Source organism: Aeromonas sp. YN13HZO-058 (assembly GCF_001921245.1).
Lineage (GTDB): Bacteria > Pseudomonadota > Gammaproteobacteria > Enterobacterales > Aeromonadaceae > Aeromonas > Aeromonas allosaccharophila.
Genome location: NZ_MQSY01000031.1, coordinates 13,410 through 34,315, shown reverse-complemented (window position 1 = coordinate 34,315; position 20,906 = coordinate 13,410). Strand labels below are relative to the sequence as shown.

Genomic DNA, 20,906 nt, shown 5'->3' with positions numbered 1-20,906 from the left:
TGAACTGAAGATTATGCCTATCGTATCAAAGTACAATAACGAGCAATTTGACGCCCTGATGAACGACCTGATCACCGCGCTGGAAAAGCATAAAGCGCCGGTGGATCTCAGCCTTATGGTGCTTGGCAATCTGACCACCAATATCATCAACGGTATGGCACCGGCCCAGCGCCAGGGCATCACTGAAAAGTTTGTCCAGGCCCTGACCGCATCGGTCGATAATCGCCACGACGCACACTGAGTCCTGCGACTCTGTTGATTTGACGTTTCTCAACGCAGATGGATCACTATGGTCGAAACCGGTAACCCCTATCGTGATAATGTCTCTCGCCTGATCACCTGGGGGCATTGGTTCTCCTTCTTCAACATTATCCTGGCCATGCTTATCGCCACCCGCTATCTGGGTGCCATCGGCTGGCCATCGACCACGCTTGGCGTGATCTATCTCGTTGTAAGCTGGATTGGCCACTTCTCGTTCCTGAGCTTCGTCACCTACCTGTTGACGGTCTTTCCGCTCAGCTTCGTGCTGCCCAAAGAGAAACCGCTGCGATTCATCTCGGCCATCATCGCCACCCTGGCGCTGGTGCTGCTGCTGATCGACACCCAGGTATTCCGGCTGTTCAAGTTTCACCTCAACAGTCAGGTATGGCAGTTGCTGCTGGATCAGGCACAGACCGAAGAGGGCTCGATCTGGAGCATTATCTTCGTCGCCGTGCCGACCATCTTCCTGCTGCAACTGCTGCTGTCGGCCTATGTCTGGCGCAAGATCAACAAGCGCAAGCGCCGCCAATACGGCAATCAGGTGGGGCTGGCCCTGCTGGTCTGCTTTATTCTGACCCACGTGGTCAACAGCTGGGCGGATGCGACCCTCTATCAGCCCATCACCATGCAGAGAGCCAACTTCCCCCTCTCCTACCCCATGACGGCCCGCACCTTCCTGGCAAAACATGGTTGGCTGGATCTGGATCAGTATGAGAAGCAGGCGGCCTCCCAGAGTGACGAAGCGGAAAATCGGATGCACTATCCGCTGCGCCCGCTCAACGTCAATGCGCCGCTGACCCACAGCAATCTGCTGATTGTGGTGGTCGACTCGCTGCGCTTTGACATGCTCAACAACATCAACATGCCCAATCTGCAGCGCTATGCGGATCAGCACCTGACGTTCCGCAACCACATGAGTGGCGGCAACGACGATCTGATGGGGATGTTCAGCCTCTTCTACGGCTTGCCCGGCCACTACTACAAGGACATCAGCAGTGACAAGCGTCCGCCGGTGCTGTTCGACGAGATGCTGCGCCAGGATTACCAGTTCGGGCTGTTCGGTGCGATGGAAGATGCCCAGAAGTATCGCAAGAGCATCCTCGCCGGTCTGCGCAAACAGGTGTTTGTCTCCGAGCAGAGTGACGACGGCAAGCTGCTGACCGACTGGCAGCAATGGCTGGAGAAGCGCTCTCCCGAGCGTCCCTGGTTCTCGCTGGTCTATCTCTCCAGCCCAGGTGACTACCAGTTGCCCGCGACCATGAAGGGGCCATTCCAGCCAGAGCTCGCCAACTTCAACCCGGCGACCGCCTATCGGGCGGAGAACCTGCAAAAGCTGGAGAACCGCTACAAGAACTCGGTCTTCTATACCGACCAGCTGCTTGAGCAGATGCTGACCAGCTTGCAGTCGCAGGGGATAGACAGCAATACCGTCGTCGTCATCACCGCCAACCACGGTCAGGAGTTCAACGACACCCGCAGCAACAGCTGGGGTGCGGGCAGCAACTACTCCCCCTATCAGGTACAAGTGCCCATGGTGATTGCCTGGCCGGGTCGCGACAGCCTGGTACTGGAACAGCCGAGCAGCCATCTCGATCTGGCTCCGACCCTGATGCAAGGGATGCTGGGAGTACGCAATCCGGCACGCGATTACAGCATTGGTCGCAATCTGTTCGATACCACGCCCCGTAACTGGCTGCTGGCGGGGGATCAGAACGATTTTGCCATCTATCAGGGCGACACCATCACCCACTTCAACAAGCAGGGTGACTTCGAACTGCTGGAGCGCAACAGCTATCGCCCCATCAAGCACGGTACCCCCGATATGGGCGCCATGATCCAGGTGATGAACGAGCTGAACCGCTTCTATCGCAACCAATGAAACCTGCACTGATGCCTTGATACCATAAGAAACGCCCCACATTCGGGGCGTTTTTCGTTGTATCGCGGGGCCACTGTCGCGACTGTTAGCCACCCCACTCTTGCGGGTACTTGTAGCCGACGAAACGCTTGGCCGCATAGGCCTTGAACGCCGCCGAGTTGTAAGCCGCCGCCACATCCCTGGCAAACGGCTGTTCCGCATCTGCACTTTTCACCACCACCCAGTTGATGAAATCGTAGCTGCGCTCCAGAAACAGTCCTTCACTGAACGGGATACCGCTGGAAGCGGCAAAGTTACCGTTGATCACCGAGAAGTCCACATCCTCCCGCGAGCGGGGCAGCTGCGCGGCTTCCAGCAATACCAGCTTGAGATTGTGTGGATTGTTCACCACATCAAATTCGCTCGCCTTGAGCGGGTTTATCCCCTCCTTGAGGGTGAGCCAACCGAGATCCTGCAGCATCAACAGCGCCCGCGCCTGATTGGTGGGATCGTTGGGGATAGCCACCGTGCTCCCCTCTTGCACCTTGTCGAGTGCCGCCAGTTTGCCGGAGTAGAGTCCCATCGGGCCGGTTGGCACCTGGGTAATGGGCGCCAGCGACAAGCCGCGATCTTTGGCAAAACTCTCCAGATAAGGTTTGTGCTGGAAACAGTTCACATCCAGTGATCCATCGGCCAGAGCAATATTGGGGGTCACATAGTCGGTAAACTCCACCAGCTTGACCTTGTACCCCTTGGCCTCCAGTTGCGGCTTGATGGAGTCGGTCACCATGTCGGCAAAATCCCCCACCGTGGTGCCAATCACGATCTCCTGCTTGGTCGGCAAGGGGGCATCGGCGGCAACCGCAGAAAAAGAGAGGCTCCCTACCACCATCGCGGCAATAAAGGTGCTGGCGCCAGCAGCGGCGCGCAAGGAAGCAGTGCAAGAAGAAGGTAAGAAGGAACGAAACGGCATAGGGACTCCCTGTCAGGTACGCATCAAAATATGGGACTGCGGTGGGCTTGCCCTCAGAGGCAACGCCCTTTATACCACAGCAATCTAGCCATCCAAACGGCCATTTAAATTACCATAACAGAGCCATCCACCGCCGCCAAGCAATAAACCGCTGACCACCCCCACCTCATCCCCCTTGCAGTCTCACCCGAACGCATACCAGCACTCACATTGGCACACACCACCATGTCGTTCACTTTCAAGAGCGCACGACGCCCCCTTCGGGATTGCCCCGAATCGGTATGGCTTCGGCGAAGGAGAGTCACGAGAGAGTGAATTACAGATAAAAAGATCAGTAATGAGCGGTGAGAACCATTCTCAATAGAACACATAACCAGTGTCATTGGAATACCTACCATAAACCGGATCGGATTTCTTTGAACCTCGTTACGCTTTTTGGAAAAGGCTCTTTTTGAATCTCCATCGCCCGTGTATAGATTTCCGTCGCACCCAGGATGGTGCGATCCAAGATGGAGTTTAAAAATAATGAAGCAAACATCGTTAGCACTGGCGATCACAGCACTGCTGTCGACCCTGCCCAGTGCGCTCGTTCAGGCAAATGAAGGTTGTGCGCCGCTCACCGGCAAGGAGAGCGGCGTGGATATCGGACGCAGCAGCACCGAGCGCTGTCTGCCAGGTGCCAATCCCCTGCAGGATCAGCAGTGGTATCTGCTCAACAGCGGGCAGGATGGATTCAGCGCCCGTGGCGGCGTAGCGGGCAATGATCTCAACCTCTGGTGGGCTCATCGCACCGGCGTGCTGGGTCAGGGTGTCAATGTGGCCGTTGTGGATGATGGTCTGGCCATCGCCCACCCGGATCTGGCGGACAACGTGCGTCCGGGTTCGAAAAACGTGGTGACCGGCAGCGATGATCCGACCCCAACCGATCCGGATACGGCCCATGGCACCTCGGTCTCCGGCATTATTGCGGCGGTAGACAATGCCATCGGCACCAAGGGGATCGCCCCGCGAGCCCAGCTGCAGGGCTTCAACCTGCTGGATGACAACAGCCAGCAACTACAGAAGGATTGGCTCTACGCCCTTGGTGACAGCGATGCCAGCCGCGACAACCGGGTGTTCAACCAGAGCTACGGCATGAGTGTGGTGGATCCCCGCTCTGCCAACGATCTGGATCAATCCCAGCTCGATCGCCTGTTTGAACAGCAGACCCTCAAGGCGCAGGGCGCGGCCTATATCAAGGCCGCCGGCAACGGCTTCAACAAGATAGCGGCGGGCGGCTATGTGCTTAACCGCACCGGCAATGGTCCCAAATTGCCGTTTGAAAATAGCAACCTCGATCCCTCCAACAGCAACTTCTGGAACCTGGTGGTGAGCGCCCTCAACGCCAACGGGACCAGATCTTCCTACTCCAGCGTCGGCAGCAACGTCTTCCTGAGCGCCACCGGTGGCGAATATGGCACTGACTCACCGGCGATGGTCACCACGGATCTGCCCGGCTGCGACATGGGCTACAACCGCACCAATGATCCCAGCACCAACCGGCTGCACGGCAACCAACAACTGGATGCCAGCTGCGACTACAACGGCGTGATGAACGGCACCTCCTCCGCCACCCCCAGCACCTCCGGCGCCATGGCGCTGCTGATGTCCGCCTACCCGGACTTACCGGTACGGGACCTGCGGGATCTGCTGGCGCGCAGCGCGACCCGGGTCGATGCCACACATAAACCTGTGATGGTCAGCTACACCAGCAGCGCCGGCAAGGTACGCGATGTGAAAGGGCTGGAAGGGTGGGAGCGCAATGCCGCAGGCATGTGGTTCAGCCCGACTTACGGCTTTGGCCTGATCGACGTCAACAAGGCCCTTGAGCTGGCAGCCAATCACCAGCCCCTGCCGCCCCTGGTGCAGTTGCCCTGGCAAAAGATCAATGTAACCGGCAGTACCGCCGCCATTGCGGATGCAGGCAACAGCCCGACCAGCTCTGCGACCCGAATCGCCACACCATTGACGGTGGAAGCGGTTCAGGTGATGGTGAGTCTGGATCACCAGCGCCTGCCCGATCTGCTGATCGAACTGGTCTCCCCCGCTGGCACCCGCAGCATCCTGCTGAACCCGTTCAACAGCCTGGTCGGCCAATCCCTTGATCAGCAAAAACTGGGATATGTGCGCACCAAAGGGCTGCGTGACATGCGCCTGCTCTCCCACAAGTTCTACGGTGAAGCGGCCGAGGGCGACTGGCGACTGGAGGTAACCGACGTTGCCAACGGTAGCCGCCAGGTATCTCTGCTCAATCGCGAAACCGGAGAGCGCACTACCCTGACCGAGCGCAACAACCGTCAACCGGGCAAGTTGATCTCATGGTCCCTGCGGGTCCTGGGTCACGATGCCAACCGCAGCTAACACGCTAGGAGTATTACCATGAACAAACCTGTTACCTTGCTTCTGGCAACCCTGCTGGCCCCCCTCTCGGGGCAGCTCTGCGCCGAGGAGTCCGTCACCATGGATGGCAAGCAGTACAGCACCATAGAGGTGAACGGCCAGACCTACCTCATTCCCGACAACGGCAGCAAGAAGCGGGTCGCCCGCAGTCTTGATGGCAAGGCCCCGCAGCAGGCCCTGCGCCGCGGCGACGTGTTGATGCAAGGGGCCGCGAGCCCCGAGCTCACCGTCAGCGGTACCTTGCTGGTGGAAGCTGACGATGCCACAGCCAGAACACTGGCGACTCGCCACGCCCTGATCTTCAAGCAGAGCAGCGGTGGTATCGCCCTGCTGGAGGCCAAACCGGGCACCGATCTCAACGCCATCGCCACCCAGCTCCAGAGCGAAGGGGTGAATGTGCAGATCGAACTCGCCGGGGCACTCAAACAGCCCAAGTGAACCGTCCCGGGCCATTGCCCGAGAACCTCAGCTGATCTTCGAGGGGGCCAGCGGCCCCCTCGCGTGCTGCGCGCGGCCATCTTCAATCACCATCAGGCCACCCGTTTTTCCTCAATCTCCCCCGCCCTTTTTCCCTCTGTAACTCTGTACCGACCCGGTTGGCGCTGCCTCCCGATGCGACCTTACTCACAACTCGGCCCCCTTGCTCCCACCGGCACATTTCTCGCTCCCCCGGGGCAAGGCAACCATCGTCCGGCTTGTTAACCTGCCTGCAGCCAAACGCCTGCCCACGGGCCCGTTCGGCTTACTTGCGATATCCAATGTCAGCCGCCAGCAGAGCTGGCCCAGCCCGAGCGGCCTCTTCCGCCAGGTGTCGATATCTCCTTTTTATTTTTATTCAGACAGTTACGAGGACGTCTTCATGCCTATCACCACAAAATTGAAAGCGGTTTCATTGGGCGTCAGCCTGGCGCTGGCCGGCCTGCTGGTCGGTTGCAACCAGAATGACTCGGATCCCCTGGTCAAGGACGATGCCTATTACCGCGGCCAGGCCGAGGCCATTGTGGCCAAGCTGACCCTGAGCGAGAAGCTGGATCTGCTCTCCGGCCCCGGTTACGGCAGCGCCAACGGCGCCATCAACCTCAAGCAGGACGTGCCCGGCGTGGCGGGTTACATCAACGGCGTGCTGCGCAGCGCGGACGGCATCGACATTCCGGCCCTCAAATTGGCCGATGGCCCGGCGGGGGTGCGGATCGACGCCAACCGCGACGGTGACAGCGCCAGCTACTACGCCACCGCCTGGCCCATCGGCTCGTTACTCGCCTCCAGCTGGGACGTCAAGCTGGTCAAGGCCGTCGGCGAAGCCATGGGGGATGAAGTGCGCCAGTACGGGATCGATATCCTGCTGGCACCGGGCATGAACATCCAGCGCAACCCGCTCAACGGGCGCAACTTCGAGTACTACTCGGAAGACCCCCTGCTGACCGGCAAGATAGGCGCCGCCATGGTCAACGGGGTGGAGAGCAACAGGGTGGGCACCACCATCAAGCACTACTTCGGTAACAACTCCGAGACCAACCGCAACCAGATCAACGACATCGGCGAGCCGAGAACCTTCCGCGAGATCTATCTGCGCGGCTTCCAGATCGCGGTGGATGAGGCCCAGCCCTGGGCGGTGATGACCTCCTACAACAAGGTCAACGGCACCTATGTCAACGAGCGCAGGGATGCGGTGACCGACCTGCTGCGCGGGGAGTGGAAGTTCGACGGTCTGGTGATGTCAGACTGGTTCGCTGGCGATGTCGAAAACAGCGCCTACAAGCAAGTATTGGCAGGGCAGGATTTGATCGAGCCGGGCAACGTCAAGGATCAGTTGCAGCAATCCATCGAGCAGGGAGATCTCGACGAGGCCAAGGTGAACGAAGCGGCCGTCCACATCCTGACCCAGGTGCTGAAGAGCCCCTCCTACAACCAGCTGGCCATCAGCAACAGCCCGGATCTGGCCGCCCACACCAAACTGGCCCGTCAGGCCGGCGCTGAGAGCATGGTACTGCTGCGCAACGAGGCCACCGCCCTGCCACTGGCGGCCACCAGCACTCTGGCCGGTTTTGGCATCAACCAGATCAACACCTACAAGGGGGGGACCGGCAGCGGGGATGTAAACGCCACCAATACCACCACCATCGCCCAGGGGCTGGCCGCACGCTTCCCGGTCAACGAGGCGTTGCAGAGTTACTACCGCGATTTTTACGAGAACAACAAGGTCTATCACGAGGGTCAGTTTGGCGCCAAGGGCTACTACACCTGCGCCGAGGCCCCCGTGAGCGGCGATCTGGCGGCCCTGATCGCCAACGCAGCCGCCACCCAGCAAGCTGCCGTCATCAGCATCGGTCGTCAGGCCGGAGAGGGGGCGGATCGCAGCAGCGGCAAGGGGGACTACCTGCTCGGTGATGACGAGCGCGCCCTCATCGAGGCGGTGAGCAGCGCCTTCCATGCCAAGGGCAAGAAGGTGGTGGTGGTACTCAACGTCAACGGCGTCATCGACACCGCCCAGTGGAGCGACAAGGTGGACGCCATCCTGCTGGCCTATATGGCCGGTCAGGAGACTGGCCATGCGGTGGCGGACGTACTCTCCGGCGCGGTCAACCCGAGCGGCAAGCTGGCTCAGAGCTTTCCGCAAAGCTACGCCAGCGTTCCCTCCGCCGGTACCTTCCCGGGCGTGGATACCAACGGGGACGGCGAACCGGATGATCTCTACTACAACGAGGGGATCTACGTGGGCTACCGCTACTACAGCACCTTCGAGCAGGCGGTCTCCTACCCGTTCGGTTTCGGCCTCTCCTACACCAGCTTTGGCTACACCAGCCCCGCCATCGCCAGCAATACCCTGGCCGAGGGCGCAGCCGGCAGCCTGGTATTGACCGCCACCATCACCAACACAGGGGCCGTGGCAGGCAAGGAGGCGGCCCAGGTCTATGTCACCGCCCCCGAGGTCAAACTGAAGAAACCGCTCATCGAGCTCAAGGCCTTTGCCAAGACGGCGCAGCTTGCACCGGGGGCCAGCGAGCAGCTGAGCTTCACCATTCCGGCCAGCACCCTTGCCAGTTTTGATGAGGCCAGCAACCAGTGGATCGTCGAGCCGGGCAGCTACAGTGCTTACGTCAGCCCCTCGTCGGATGTCTCCAGCAGTTCGCCGGTCAGCTTCACGGTGAGCAAGGAGATCGTGGTGAGCAACACCACACCGGGGGCACTGGCACTACCGGCCGGAGTGGATCCCGCCAGCGTCACCACCGTCACCCGCTAGGTCGGTAACCTTCGGCCGGGAGGCGCCGCAGGGCGCCCATCCCGACCTTCACCCGGGACCGGACCTGCGTCGGTCCCGTTTTCATTGGCGGGCATTGCGATAGGCCAGCGGCGTCATCCTGATGTTGGCCTTGAAAAAACGGTTGAAGGCGCTCTGAGACGAGAAACCGACCCGATCGCTGATATCCTGCAGGGGTTGAGCCCCCTCTTCCAGCAAGCGGCAAGCCTCACTCACCCTCACCTCTCTGAGGATGGTGGAGAAGCTGCTCCCCTCCCCCTGCAATTTGCGATTCAGGGTCCAGCGGCTGACGTTCATGGCAGCACACACCTCCTTGAGCAGGCTCTCGTCGCTCTCCAGCGCCCCTTTCCGGATCTTGTGGCGGATCCGTTCCCCCACCAGATAAGCAAAGGGGGTCCGTTCGGCGATGTCGGCGCAGATCTGCTCCAGCTGGGCCAGTTGCAAATGGCCAAGAGGTTCGTTGTAGCAGTGGCTGGGACGGTCAAGCTGGGCGTTGTCGATGGTCAGAGTATTCTCCCCTTGATCCCATCGGCAGCGAGTCCCGAAGAACTGGTCCAGCAACTGATGGCGATGCGGTGGCTGCCCCGTAAATCCCACCGAGACTCGGACATCCGCCAGATAGACCCGCAGGATCCGGTAGATAATGATGAAATTGGGGATGGCCTGACTCGCCCCGAGGCCAGCGGGCCCCTGATTGACATACTGGTATTGGCTGACCTGCGCCCCCCGCTGCACCCGCAACTCGTCACAACTACCGATAATGGGGCGATAGGCCAGCAGCACCTCGAGTGCCGCCCGCGGCGATGGCTGGTTCAGACACAGGCTGATGAGAGGAGGATAATGCTGGTAGAGCTGGCCGATGTCGTAGGAGAGAATAGTCTCGTGAAACCCCGCCAGATAAGGCTGCATCAGTTGCAACATCCGGTAGTGACTGTGGGCAGGGATCCGGCCCTGCTCCCGTGCGATGTCGAATGACGTGAGACCGCCAGCCCTCATGATGGCTTCGGGATCGCCCCCCTGCTGCTGGCAGGCTCCCAGCATGTTTTTGATCACCCGGTTTGATACGCTCTGTGACATCTGCCTACCCATGACCTCCATACTGACAGGAAACTGCGTGTACTCCCCGAACGGGGCCGCGCCGCCGGATTACCGAGCCATTATGGGACTGACGCAAAGCGAGCAGATGTAACGGAGTGTAAAACCTCGCGCCAGCGCGCCTATTTAGACATTTTTAGCCGCCACGTCGGGCCTGTTGTAGCATCTTCGGCCATAAAAAATGGCGCCCGCGGGCGCCATTTAAGTGAGTGGCAGTGCTGTCCGACTTAGCGTGCCTTGTGCTGCTCCGCCAGATAGAGCCAGGTGTCGACCACGGTATCGGGGTTGAGCGACACCGAGTCGATCCCCTGCTCCACCAGCCAGGCGGCGAAGTCCGGGTGATCGGATGGGCCTTGGCCGCAGATCCCCACGTACTTGCCCGCCTTGCGCGCAGCCTGGATCGCCATCGCCAGCAGCGCCTTGACCGCCTCGTTGCGCTCGTCGAACAGATGGGCGATGAGCCCGGAATCCCGATCCAGCCCAAGAGTAAGCTGGGTCATGTCGTTGGAACCGATGGAGAAACCGTCCACGTGCTCGAGGAACTTGTCTGCCAACAGGGCATTGCTCGGGATCTCGCACATCATGATCACCTTGAGCCCCCGCTCGCCGCGGCGCAGACCGTTCTCGGCCAGGATGTCGATCACCTGCTCCGCCTCGCCCACGGTGCGCACGAAGGGGATCATCACCTCGACGTTGGTCAGCCCCATCACATCGCGCACCCGCTTGATCGCCTCGCACTCGAGGGCAAAACAGGGGCGGAAGCTGTCGGCGATGTAGCGGGATGCGCCACGAAAACCGATCATCGGGTTTTCCTCGTGGGGCTCGTAGCCACGGCCACCCACCAGATTGGCGTACTCGTTGGACTTGAAGTCTGACATCCGCACGATCACCCGCTCCGGCCAGAACGCAGCGCCCAGAGTGGCGATCCCCTCGGTCAGCTTGGCCACGTAGAACTCCCGCGGGCTGTCGTAACCGGCGATCATCTTGGCGATGGTGGCCTGCAGCTCTGGCGTTTGCTGGTCAAACGCCAGCAGCGCCTTGGGGTGCACCCCGATCATCCGGTTGATGATAAATTCGAGGCGCGCCAGCCCGACACCAGCATTGGGCAACTGGGCAAAGTCGAAGGCCCTGTCCGGGTTGCCGACGTTCATCATGATCTTGATGGGCAGCCGCGGCATGTTGCCCACCTCGGTCACCGCCACGTCGAAGTCCAGCTCGCCGTCATAGATAAAACCGGTATCCCCTTCCGCGCAGGAGACGGTGATCCGCTGACCCGGCTCAATATGATCGGTGGCGTTGCCACAGCCGACCACCGCCGGAATGCCCAGCTCGCGAGCGATAATGGCGGCGTGACAGGTGCGGCCGCCACGGTTGGTGACGATGGCGGAGGCCCGCTTCATGATGGGCTCCCAGTCCGGGTCAGTCATGTCGGTCACCAGCACGTCGCCGGGCTGCACCTCGTCCATCTGGCTGATGGAGGAGATGACCCGCGCCGGGCCTGCACCAATCTTGTGACCGATGGCGCGCCCCTCGATCAACACCTTGCCCGCTTGCTTGAGGGCGAAGCGCTCGAGGGTGTTGGCCTCCTGCCGGCTGCGCACGGTTTCCGGGCGCGCCTGCACTATGTAGAGCTGACCATCCTGACCATCCTTGGCCCACTCGATATCCATCGGGCGGCCATAGTGCTGCTCGATGATGAGGGCCTGTTTCGCCAGCGCCATCACCTCCTCATCGCTGATGCAGAAGCGGCTGCGCTCGGCCTCATCGGTATCGACAATCTTCACCTGACGACCATGACCGGCATCGTCCGAATAGGTCATCTTGATTAACTTGGAGCCAAGCGTCTTGCGCACCACCGCCGGGCGGCCCCCCTTGAGGGTCGGCTTGTGCACATAGAACTCGTCCGGGTTGACGGCCCCCTGCACCACCATCTCCCCCAGCCCCTGACTGCCGGTGATAAAGACCACGTCGTTGAAACCGGACTCGGTATCCAAGGTAAACATCACGCCGGAGGCGGCGAGATCCGAGCGCACCATCCGCTGCACCCCGGCCGAGAGGGCAACGCCCTTGTGGTCATAGCCCTGATGCACCCGATAGGAGATGGCGCGATCGTTGAACAGTGACGCAAACACATGCTTGACCGCCGTCATGACGGCATCGATGCCACGTACGTTGAGGAAGGTCTCCTGCTGACCGGCAAAGGAGGCGTCCGGCATATCCTCGGCGGTGGCGGAGGAGCGCACCGCAAACGAAGCCTCGACACCGGCACTCAACTTCTCATAAGCAACCCGGATCGCCAGCTCCAGCTCGGGCTGGAACGGGGCATCGATCACCCAGTCGCGGATCTGCTGCCCGGCCCGGTTGAGGGCGGCGATATCGTCTACGTCCAGATTGTCGAGCAGATGGTGGATCTTGCCGTTGAGGCCGCTTGACTCCAGAAACTCGTTAAACGCAAAGGCGGTGGTAGCAAAGCCCCCCGGCACGGATACACCGACGCCAGAGAGGTTGCTGATCATCTCGCCAAGGGATGCGTTCTTGCCGCCAACGCGTTCTACGTCCTGCATTCCGAGTTGTTCGTACCAGAGCACGTACTGTTGCACTTGGATGTCTCCAGGTTGGTGGGCACCGATGCCATAGCACCTCGTGCGCCCGATTTAATCGATGAGGTTATGGGTAAGTCAGGTGCGTTATTGTCTGTTTCTTTTGTTGCCAACGACCATGAAAACGTTTTCTACTGGTTTTCAAAAAAATCCCCGAGCAAGCGTTGGGGATGGTCGAATGACCGGAACATTCTACAATGGCGACACAAAAAGATAACGATTCAGGTTTGCAAGCCACTTCACAACTTGGGCACAGCAGACCGGTTGACAAAACTGGTATGGTTTCGAGAGATACTTCTCACCCTTTACCCCATGCGGCCCCACCCGCCGGTATCACAGGAGCCCCACGTGCACACCGTATTTTATGTTTCAGACGGCACCGCTATCACCGCCGAAGTGTTCGGCCACGCGGTACTGAGCCAGTTTCCGCTGGCCTTCGAGCAGATCACTATCCCCTTTGTGGAGACCCAAGAGAAGGCCCGTCAGGTACGGATGCGGATCGACGAGCAGTTCCGCCAGACCGGGGTACGCCCCATCCTGTTTCACACCATCGTCGACCCGCTGGTACGGGAAGAGGTGCTCAAATCGGAAGCGTGCGGCCACGACTTTCTCAACACCTTCGTCAGCCCGCTGGAGCAGGAGCTGGGGGTAAAAGCCGAGCCCCGCCTCCACCGCACCCACGGCATGGAGAACCGCAAGCTCTATGACGATCGCATCGAGGCGGTCAACTTCGCGCTGGCCAACGACGATGGCATCACCACCAAAGAGTACGATGAAGCAGACATCATCCTGATCGGGGTCTCCCGCTGCGGCAAGACCCCCACCAGCCTCTATCTGGCGCTGCAATTTGGCATTCGCGCCGCCAACTACCCCTTTATCGAGCAGGACATGGGCATGCTGGAGCTGCCCGCCCCCCTCAAGGCCAACCGTCACAAGCTGTTTGGCCTCACCATAGCGCCGCAGCGACTGCAGGAGATCCGCAACCAGCGCCGCGCCAACAGCCGCTACTCCTCCATCGAACAGTGCGAGCAGGAGCTGTCCTGCGTGGAGAGGCTGTTTCGCCAAGAGGCGATCCGCTTTCTCGATACCAGCTCCCACTCGGTGGAGGAGATCAGCGCCAAGGTCCTCGAGGCAACCGGCCTACGCCGCCAGCTCTGTTAAGCCAACTTTACAGCTGCTGGCATCAACAAAAGATAAAAACCCCAGATCGGCGGTAAAAGTCAGCTGTTGTAAGTTGTGGTTTGCATAGATAACAGTGAAAAGCGTGGATGAAAAAGGGATAAGCACCACAAATGCTTATCCCTCTGCTTGCCAACCTGTTCCAACCTGCCGTTGCGCGCCTGCCGCCCGTTAGCCGCTGTTTTGTTCCGCTCTGCTCTACTGTGCTCTGCTCTGCGAACAGCCAGAGTTAACTAACGATTGAGCTCAGGGTTGTTCATCAACCGGGCATAGAAGGCCAGCAAGCCGTGGCGCAGGCGAACCCTCTCTGCCAACCAACCGCCAGCAACAGCACCCGTTACCCCGCCGACCAGCAACAGCGGCTGCCAGTAGTGCAGCAAGCCCTGATCACCGAGCGAGAGCCAGCCCAGCAACATGGTTGCGGCCACCAGCAACAACAGCGGACTGGCGGCAATCCCTAACCAGAGCGCAACCAACACTCCACGGCCAACCCCTTGTTGCAGCACGCTTTCGCGTTCCCTGTGCTCCAACTCCCTGTACTCTTCCTTGCATTCTTCCCTGCACTCTCGCTTGTTTGGCATCATTTGCATCCACTTATGGCCTGGCACCACAAAAGCCCACCAATAAGGCGGAATGTCAACAAAACAGAGTTCGATTGCATAAACATCAACCAAAAACTACCAACAAGCCTCTTTAGATCATGAAAAAGCTGCCATTGGTACAAAATACGGCCATTAGAGATGGAAAACAGGTGCATTTATGGCGGATTATCACTATTCTGCTTCGGTTGCCAGTCAACATCAAAAATTGAAAATGGCATGGCGTAACGAAATAAATGCAGCTTTCGTCAGGTTTTGGCTACGCACTGCGGCCTGCTCAGGATGAGCCCAACACCGACAAGAGACAACAGAGACGTAAGGACAGACCCATGGATTTGAAACAAGACGGTGAGGAGCTGAAGCGCGGCCTTAAAAACCGCCACATTCAGTTGATTGCTTTGGGCGGCGCCATCGGCACCGGCCTCTTTCTGGGCATTGCCCAAACCATCAAGATGGCGGGCCCCTCGGTCCTGCTGGGCTACGCCATCGGCGGCTTTATCGCCTTCCTGATCATGCGCCAGCTCGGTGAAATGGTGGTGGAAGAGCCGGTAGCAGGCTCATTCAGCCACTTTGCCTACAAATACTGGGGCGAGTTTGCCGGTTTTGCGTCCGGCTGGAACTACTGGGTGCTCTACGTGCTGGTGAGCATGGCCGAGCTGACCGCAGTGGGCATTTATGTCCAGTACTGGTGGCCCGAAATCCCGACCTGGATGTCGGCAGCCTTCTTCTTCGTGCTTATCAACGCCATCAACCTCTCCAACGTCAAAGCGTTTGGCGAAATGGAGTTCTGGTTCGCCATCATCAAGGTGGTCGCCATCATCGGCATGATTGGCTTTGGCGGCTATCTGCTCATCTCTGGTGCCGGCGGCCCCGAGGCGAGCGTCACCAACCTGTGGGCCCAAGGCGGCTTCTTCCCCAACGGCATCAGCGGTCTGGTGATGGCGATGGCGGTGATCATGTTCTCCTTCGGCGGTCTGGAGCTGGTAGGCATTACCGCCGCGGAAGCGGACAACCCCGAGAAGAGCATTCCCAAGGCCACCAATCAGGTGATCTACCGCATCCTCATCTTCTACATCGGCGCCCTGGCTATCCTGATGTCCCTCTACCCCTGGGGTAAAGTGGTGGAAGGCGGCAGCCCGTTCGTGATGATCTTCCACGCACTGGACAGCAATCTGGTCGCCACCGTGCTCAACATCGTGGTGCTGACAGCAGCGCTGTCGGTCTACAACAGCTGCGTCTACTGCAACAGCCGGATGCTGTTCGGTCTGGCCAAACAGGGCAACGGCCCGAAAGCCCTGCTCAAGACCAACAAGAGCGGCGTACCGCTGGTTGCCCTCTCGGTCTCGGCCATCGCCACCCTGCTCTGCGTGCTGATCAACTACCTGATGCCGGGCAAGGCGTTTGGCCTGCTGATGGCGCTGGTGGTCTCCGCACTGGTGATCAACTGGGCGATGATCAGCCTGGCGCACCTCAAGTTCCGCAAGGCCAAGGTCGCAGAAGGTGTCCAGCCCAAGTTCAAGGCGTTCTGGTACCCCTTCGGTAACTACCTCTGCCTCGCCTTTATGGCTGGCATCCTGGTGATCATGTATATGACCCCCGATTTCCGGATCTCGGTCGAACTGATCCCCGCCTGGCTGGTGGTACTGGGCATTGGCTTTGTCATCAAGCGCAAAGGGCAAGCCCAAAGCAAGGTTGCAGCCAATCTGGGTTAATTTCCGCAGCTAGCGACATCAATGCAAACGCCGATCGGATGATCGGCGTTTTTTATTGTTCATATCAGTCATCCTCCCTGCGATAAGGATGTGGGCCGAGATCCAGCACCGCTGACTCTTTACTTCTGTACCAAAGAGGTATGTTGTAGAACCATATCAACAGCGATTGCTGGCTTGATCTATCTACTGCGAAACGGATCGAATGCAGCCAGTCCACTCCCGAAAGTATCAGTTAACCGCTAAACCACTTCAGATCTATGCCACTGAATAATTGAGCTGACGCACTGCTAATTCAGGTATAAATCGTGGTGTGCCCATATGCTCTTCCTATGCTCAAACTCTAGGGCTGGATCGTCTGCTCGGGCGTGGTCAGTCCAATTTCAGAACAAAACCGTCTGTTTGTATAACAAACCAGCATGAGGGAAGTGAGAGAGGGAAACTAAACTTGATGGATATCCGGTTAACGGCACAGGAGACACAACGCCATGCTTCCTCCCTTTATCTATGAGAGATTGCCCAGCCTCTACCTGCTGATGGCTATGGCCATCATTATGTTGGGTGAACAGCCCCTGCTTTGGTTTGCAGGCGCCTTGTTGTTTATCGCCGGGGCGGTGACCTGGATGATGCGCTCCAGTTACCGGCGCACCGACCTGATTATCTTTCCGAGCAAACGCTGGCTGCAGCCGGAGTGGCTGTATGAAGCGCAGCCCTTCATCTGGCTGGGTGCGGGGCTGGCAATGTCACAACTGCCCGCCCCTACCGCCCTCATCGCCTTTGTGCCCTGTCTGTGGGCTTGTCGTTGCCTCTGGGCACGGCACCATTATCGCCGCCATGCCCACGGGGTGATTGTCCACTTAAGACGGGATCCCGCTCGGCGCCGCCTGCACCGGAGCTTGCACTGACTCGGTGCGGGCGCGTTCGATAAACGTCGCCAGATCCATCAGGGGATACTTCATCAGGCTCGGCAAGCCATCGAGATCCAGACTATCCATCAGGTTTTTCACCTCAAGGCCCAGTTCGGTATCCCCTTCTATCTTCAGTTTGCGCTGGAAGAAGAGCGAATCAGGATCCTCTTTGCGACCGGCAATCAGAATAAGGTCGTTGGCTGTCCCGCTGAAGCAGACATCGGCCTTGTCACACTCGCGCGCCACCACCAGCTGACCGTTCTGTTCACTGATAAACCAACAGAGCTCCAGATCAGAGACGTCGACTTTCAGCCACTTGTCTGCCAGAAACGCGAAATCGCCATCTGCGATGGCCTCTTTGAAGACCCTGGCCAGCAAACTCTCCATCAGCTGCTTTTGCAGATTGAAGGGAACCAGCTTGAGGGGATGGCGCAAGAAGCGCGGAGCCTGTTCGACCAGGCGACGTTGCAGTTGTTGAAACACGATAGACTCCCTTTTTTGCGCATTCAAACACAGGGAGAGTGGCAAGATCCTGTTGGAAATCAAACTTGTGCAGGGTTACCTCAAGAAGGGTAAAGCCACACAAAGCTGCCTCAGGTCAAAAAGCGGGAGTGCATGGCTGCATACAATCAGGGCTCGTTTGCCCTTCATATGCACTCTCGGAGCGTACCAATGGAATTACTCTGTCCGGCAGGCAGTTTGCCGGCACTGAAAACCGCCGTGGATAACGGGGCCGATGCCGTTTATATCGGTTTCAAGGATGACACCAATGCCCGCCACTTTGCCGGTCTCAACTTTACCGACAGCAAACTGGAGAAGGCGGTGGATTATGTGCATCAACATGGTCGCAAACTGCATATTGCCATCAACACCTTTGCCCATCCCGGTGCCGATGCACGATGGAAACAGGCGGTTGATCGCGGGGTGGCCCTCGGCGCCGATGCCCTGATCATCGCCGATCTGGCGGTGCTGGACTATGCCAGCCGCCACTATCCCGAGATGGAACTCCATGTCTCGGTGCAGGCCAGCGCCACCAATGCCGCCGCCATTCGCTTCTATCAGCAGCAATTCAATGTCAAACGGGTGGTGCTGCCCCGGGTGCTCTCCATGCATCAGGTCAAACAGCTGGCCCGCGAGACCGACGTTGGCCTCGAGGTGTTCGCCTTTGGCAGCCTCTGCATCATGGCCGAGGGTCGCTGCTATCTCTCCTCCTACATGACGGGCGAGAGCCCCAACACGGTCGGCGCCTGCTCACCGGCCAAGTTCGTCCGTTGGGAAGAGACCCCAAGCGGCCTCGAGTCACGGCTCAACGAGGTGCTGATCGACCGCTACGGCCCGGGTGAAAATGCTGGCTACCCGACCCTCTGCAAGGGGCGTTTCGACGTGGATGGCCAGACCTACCACGCACTGGAAGAGCCGACCAGTCTCAATACCCTTGGCCTGTTGCCCGAGCTGTTCCAGACCGGGATCCAGTCGGTCAAAATTGAAGGGCGCCAACGCAGCCCCGCCTATGTGGAGCAGGTGACTAGGGTCTGGCGTGCGGCCATAGATGCCTATCAGGCCAATCCCGAGGCCTATCAGGTCAAGCCTGAGTGGGATGCCCAGCTCGCCCGCGTCTCCGAAGGGAGCCAGACTACCCTCGGCGCCTATCATCGTCAGTGGCAATAAGGAGTCCATCCATGCAATTTTCTCTCGGGCCTCTGCTTTTCTACTGGCCCAAAGCCGATACCGAAGCCTTTTACCATGCTGCGGCCGACAGCCAGGCCGACATCATCTATCTGGGGGAGACCGTCTGCAGCAAGCGACGCGAACTCAAAGTCGATGACTGGATTGCGCTGGCCCGTCAGGTCGCCAGCTCCGGCAAGCAGGTAGTGCTCTCGACCCTCGCTCTCATCTCCGCCCCCTCCGAACTCAAGGAAGTGAAGCGGCTGGTCGACAACGGCGATCTGCTGGTCGAAGCCAACGATCTCGGTACGGTGCAACTCGCTTGGGAGGCAGGAATCCCGTTTGTCTGCGGCCCCGCCATCAACGCCTATAACGCCGATGTGCTGCGCATGCTGCTCAAACAGGGGATGAAGCGCTGGGTTATGCCGGTGGAACTCTCCCGTGACTGGCTGATCCAGCTCAATCAGGATCTGGGGTCCCTGCGCGACCAGTTCGAGGTGGAGGTGTTTGCCTACGGCCATCTGCCGCTCGCCTACTCGGCGCGCTGCTTCACCGCCCGCTCCCTCGACAAGCCCAAGGACAACTGCGAGCTCGCCTGCATCAACTACCCCACCGGACGACTGGCCAACAGCCGCGAGGGGCTGCGGGTGTTCAATCTCAACGGGATCCAGACCCAGTCCGGCTACTGCTACAACCTGGGCAACGAGCTGGCAGGCATGGCAGGTCTGGTGGATGTAGTCAGGCTATCACCGCAAGGAATGGATACGCTGGAGATGCTGGCCCGCTTCAAAGCCAATCAGCAAGGGCAGGCCCCTTTGCCTCTGCAGCAGGGGAGCGACTGCAACGGCTACTGGCGCCAGATCCCCGGCATGAGTCTGGTGGAATAAGCCCGCCATTCGCCCAACAAAAAGGCCTCATCGCGAGGCCTTTTTTACAACGATAACGCAGTGGTTCAGGAGGGTTGATCACTCTTGCTGCGGGCGCTCTGGGCGCCTGGCGGCAAGGGTTTGCGCGCCATCAACTCCAGTTCCAGCAGCGCATAGCGGTGCTCGATAAAGTCGTAGACGTTGTTGGAGAGGGCCAGCTTGAAGTAACTGATGGCTTCCTTGCGGTTGCCTTTGCCCAGCTCGAACTTGCCCAGATAGAAGTAGGTTTCGCACAGGCGCTCGGCGAGCTCCCGGTTATCCTTCACCCCTTTCACCACGTTGCCCATCAGCTGGGAAGCATTGATCTCGCCGATATAAAGGCGCACCAGATCCCAGTTCCAGGCATCGTCATCGTACTTGTTGAGACGCTCGCGCATCCGGCTCATGGCCGCCGACGGGTCGAGTTTCTGCTCGGCCAGATAGAGCCAGATCACCCGATAGGGGTCTTCCGGCTGCGCCTCGTAGAAACGCTTCATATCGGCCGCGGCCAGCTCGGGACGGTTGCCGTAATAGAGGGCGATGCCACGGTTGAGGTAGGCATAGTCATAGTCCGGCGCCAGTTCGAGGGCGGAATCGAACGCATCATAGGCTTCATCGTAATTCTGCTGCTGTACCAGATAGACGCCGATGAAGTTGTAGGCTTCGGCGAAATCCGGCTTCTCCCGCAGGGCACGGTTGAAATCGAGCCGCGCGAGGGAACGCAGGCCAACCCGATCAAACACCACGGCACGCTCATAGAACAACTCTGCCCGCTGTTCGGTGGTCAGTTCCATTTCACTGAGCATCTGCCCGAGTCGCGCCAACGCCAGCTCGCTTTGGTAGGAGACCTGCAGGGGGGTCGCCAAAACCAGTGAAGCAGGCTGCGGCTTGGGAACCTTGGGGGTGTTAACCTGACTGCTACTGCTGCAACCCCACATGGGAAGCAACAACAGGATACCAAGGAGGTATCCAATCCCTTTCCTGACGTTCAATGAACACTCCGACGCTTACGCTTGACCCCGCATATGGTAAAGGTCAACTGCCACTTTGTCATGTAGCTGTGCCCCTCTACCTCAAATAAATCAGGATTCGACAGGGTATCCGGCCTCCAGCCAACCGCGAAAACCGCCGTCTACGCTGATCACCTTGCGATAACCCATCTGTTGCAGGTTGTCCGCTGCCAGAATGGAGCGAAAACCACCGCCACAATAGAGGTAGAGCTCGGTCTCGGGATCCGGGAACAGGGTCTCGATATCCCGCTCGATCACCCCACGGCCAAGATAACGGGCGCCGGGCAGGTGGCCCTTGGCCCACTCGCTCTCTTCCCGCACGTCGATCAGCTGAAACGTGCGCCCTTCATCCTGCCAGCGCTTGATCTGGTGAACATCGGTTTCGGTGACACGGGAGCGGATCCCGTCAACCAGCGCCAAAAAACGGGGATTGTGATGCATGACAA

General features: G+C 59.2%; 17 protein-coding genes. 10 read left to right on the top strand and 7 right to left on the bottom strand.

Annotated features, from left to right (window positions below; all coding sequences use genetic code 11):
- The first annotated feature begins 13 nt into the window (after positions 1–13).
- Both BSP75_RS07120 and BSP75_RS07115 read left to right on the top strand, forming a co-directional pair.
- A complete protein-coding gene (locus BSP75_RS07120) occupies positions 14–241 on the top strand; it encodes a YejL family protein (protein WP_075112714.1) in 228 nt (75 codons plus the stop codon).
- 48 nt (positions 242–289) lie between these two features.
- Complete coding sequence (locus BSP75_RS07115) at positions 290–2,140, top strand: DUF3413 domain-containing protein (protein ID WP_075112713.1); 1,851 nt, start codon at positions 290–292, stop codon at positions 2,138–2,140.
- An 85-nt stretch (positions 2,141–2,225) separates the two neighbouring features.
- Here the strand turns inward: BSP75_RS07115 and BSP75_RS07110 are convergent, their stop codons facing one another.
- Positions 2,226–3,011 (bottom strand): MetQ/NlpA family ABC transporter substrate-binding protein, encoded by a 786-nt coding sequence (locus BSP75_RS07110; protein WP_075112740.1) that lies wholly within the window; start codon positions 3,009–3,011, stop codon positions 2,226–2,228.
- 606 nt (positions 3,012–3,617) lie between these two features.
- Here BSP75_RS07110 and BSP75_RS07105 point away from each other — a divergent pair.
- The 3 genes from BSP75_RS07105 to BSP75_RS07095 all read left to right on the top strand — a co-directional run bounded on the left by BSP75_RS07105 (position 3,618) and on the right by BSP75_RS07095 (position 8,772).
- Positions 3,618–5,492 (top strand): S8 family serine peptidase, encoded by a 1,875-nt coding sequence (locus BSP75_RS07105; protein WP_075112712.1) that lies wholly within the window; start codon positions 3,618–3,620, stop codon positions 5,490–5,492.
- An 18-nt stretch (positions 5,493–5,510) separates the two neighbouring features.
- The gene (locus tag BSP75_RS07100) at positions 5,511–5,969 is read left to right on the top strand and encodes a hypothetical protein (RefSeq protein WP_075112711.1); all 459 of its coding nucleotides are present in this window, start codon (positions 5,511–5,513) and stop codon (positions 5,967–5,969) included.
- A 421-nt stretch (positions 5,970–6,390) separates the two neighbouring features.
- Positions 6,391–8,772 (top strand): glycoside hydrolase family 3 C-terminal domain-containing protein, encoded by a 2,382-nt coding sequence (locus BSP75_RS07095; RefSeq protein ID WP_075112710.1) that lies wholly within the window; start codon positions 6,391–6,393, stop codon positions 8,770–8,772.
- Positions 8,773–8,853: 81 nt separating this feature from the next.
- Here the strand turns inward: BSP75_RS07095 and BSP75_RS07090 are convergent, their stop codons facing one another.
- Both BSP75_RS07090 and ppsA read right to left on the bottom strand, forming a co-directional pair.
- Positions 8,854–9,831, bottom strand: coding sequence for an AraC family transcriptional regulator (locus BSP75_RS07090; protein ID WP_075112739.1), 978 nt, complete (start codon positions 9,829–9,831; stop codon positions 8,854–8,856).
- Between the two features lie 281 nt (positions 9,832–10,112).
- Entirely contained in the window at positions 10,113–12,485 is a 2,373-nt protein-coding gene (gene ppsA / locus BSP75_RS07085) for a phosphoenolpyruvate synthase (RefSeq protein WP_075112709.1), read from the bottom strand.
- Between the two features lie 348 nt (positions 12,486–12,833).
- Here ppsA and BSP75_RS07080 point away from each other — a divergent pair, with 348 nt between their 5' ends.
- Positions 12,834–13,646: a pyruvate, water dikinase regulatory protein gene (locus BSP75_RS07080; RefSeq protein WP_083617093.1), complete on the top strand. Its 813-nt coding sequence runs from the start codon at positions 12,834–12,836 to the stop codon at positions 13,644–13,646.
- A gap of 251 nt (positions 13,647–13,897) precedes the next feature.
- Here the strand turns inward: BSP75_RS07080 and BSP75_RS07075 are convergent, their stop codons facing one another.
- Entirely contained in the window at positions 13,898–14,194 is a 297-nt protein-coding gene (locus BSP75_RS07075) for a hypothetical protein (protein ID WP_231554846.1), read from the bottom strand.
- A 398-nt stretch (positions 14,195–14,592) separates the two neighbouring features.
- Between BSP75_RS07075 and BSP75_RS07070 the strand changes: the two genes are divergently transcribed.
- Both BSP75_RS07070 and BSP75_RS07065 read left to right on the top strand, forming a co-directional pair.
- The gene (locus BSP75_RS07070; RefSeq protein WP_005333893.1) at positions 14,593–15,975 is read left to right on the top strand and encodes an amino acid permease; all 1,383 of its coding nucleotides are present in this window, start codon (positions 14,593–14,595) and stop codon (positions 15,973–15,975) included.
- A gap of 485 nt (positions 15,976–16,460) precedes the next feature.
- A complete protein-coding gene (locus tag BSP75_RS07065) occupies positions 16,461–16,877 on the top strand; it encodes a hypothetical protein (RefSeq protein ID WP_075112707.1) in 417 nt (138 codons plus the stop codon).
- Here the strand turns inward: BSP75_RS07065 and BSP75_RS07060 are convergent.
- The gene (locus BSP75_RS07060; RefSeq protein WP_075112706.1) at positions 16,830–17,363 is read right to left on the bottom strand and encodes an SCP2 sterol-binding domain-containing protein; all 534 of its coding nucleotides are present in this window, start codon (positions 17,361–17,363) and stop codon (positions 16,830–16,832) included. The genes BSP75_RS07065 and BSP75_RS07060 overlap by 48 nt on opposite strands.
- Positions 17,364–17,552: 189 nt before the next feature.
- Here BSP75_RS07060 and BSP75_RS07055 point away from each other — a divergent pair, with 189 nt between their 5' ends.
- Both BSP75_RS07055 and BSP75_RS07050 read left to right on the top strand, forming a co-directional pair.
- The gene (locus BSP75_RS07055; RefSeq protein WP_075112705.1) at positions 17,553–18,548 is read left to right on the top strand and encodes a peptidase U32 family protein; all 996 of its coding nucleotides are present in this window, start codon (positions 17,553–17,555) and stop codon (positions 18,546–18,548) included.
- Between the two features lie 11 nt (positions 18,549–18,559).
- Positions 18,560–19,432, top strand: coding sequence for a U32 family peptidase (locus tag BSP75_RS07050; RefSeq protein WP_075112704.1), 873 nt, complete (start codon positions 18,560–18,562; stop codon positions 19,430–19,432).
- Between the two features lie 65 nt (positions 19,433–19,497).
- Here the strand turns inward: BSP75_RS07050 and nlpI are convergent, their stop codons facing one another.
- Complete coding sequence (gene nlpI, locus BSP75_RS07045) at positions 19,498–20,442, bottom strand: lipoprotein NlpI (RefSeq protein ID WP_287867858.1); 945 nt, start codon at positions 20,440–20,442, stop codon at positions 19,498–19,500.
- Positions 20,443–20,532: 90 nt separating this feature from the next.
- Positions 20,533–20,901: a rhodanese-like domain-containing protein gene (locus BSP75_RS07040; protein ID WP_075112702.1), complete on the bottom strand. Its 369-nt coding sequence runs from the start codon at positions 20,899–20,901 to the stop codon at positions 20,533–20,535.
- Between the last annotated feature and the right edge of the window lie 5 nt (positions 20,902–20,906).